This window comes from Mesorhizobium sp. M7A.F.Ca.MR.176.00.0.0, assembly GCF_004023165.1.
In the GTDB taxonomy this organism is placed as follows: Bacteria; Pseudomonadota; Alphaproteobacteria; order Rhizobiales; family Rhizobiaceae; genus Mesorhizobium.
The window spans coordinates 1-366 of sequence record NZ_RZTC01000320.1; the positions used below are offsets into that span (position 1 = coordinate 1).

Consider the following 366-nt stretch of genomic DNA (forward strand, 5'->3'; position numbering starts at 1 on the left):
CCGCTTCACGCATGTGAACGATGCCGTTACTGCTATCGCATTGCTGTTCGTGATCGAGTGAGACACCGGAGAAAGTGAAGGCACCGGTTGCCGGCTCGACGCCGCTTGCCGAAGCGATGACGCAACCATTGGCACTCACAGTCAGGGTGCTGATCGTCGGGTTGTCGCCGGTTGCCGACTTAAAGTCGACATGCGTGTTCGAGGTGTAGCCGGTGATCGTGTAGACGTCGGCGGCCGAGAAAGAGTGGAGTGCGCTCCAATCGTCGATGATTGTTATGGTGCCGCCCGTCGAAATCTCGCGATAGGCAATGCCGGTTTGCGTGCCTTCGTTGACGCCATCGTTGACGCCATTTTGCCCGGCAAGCG

Annotated in this window: 1 protein-coding gene; it reads right to left on the minus strand. The window is 58.5% G+C overall.

Going from position 1 to position 366, the window contains the following annotated elements; translation table 11 throughout:
* Positions 1-366, minus strand: a 366-nt coding sequence (locus EOB59_RS35580) for a hypothetical protein (RefSeq protein ID WP_164895879.1), incomplete at both ends; no start/stop codon positions are given.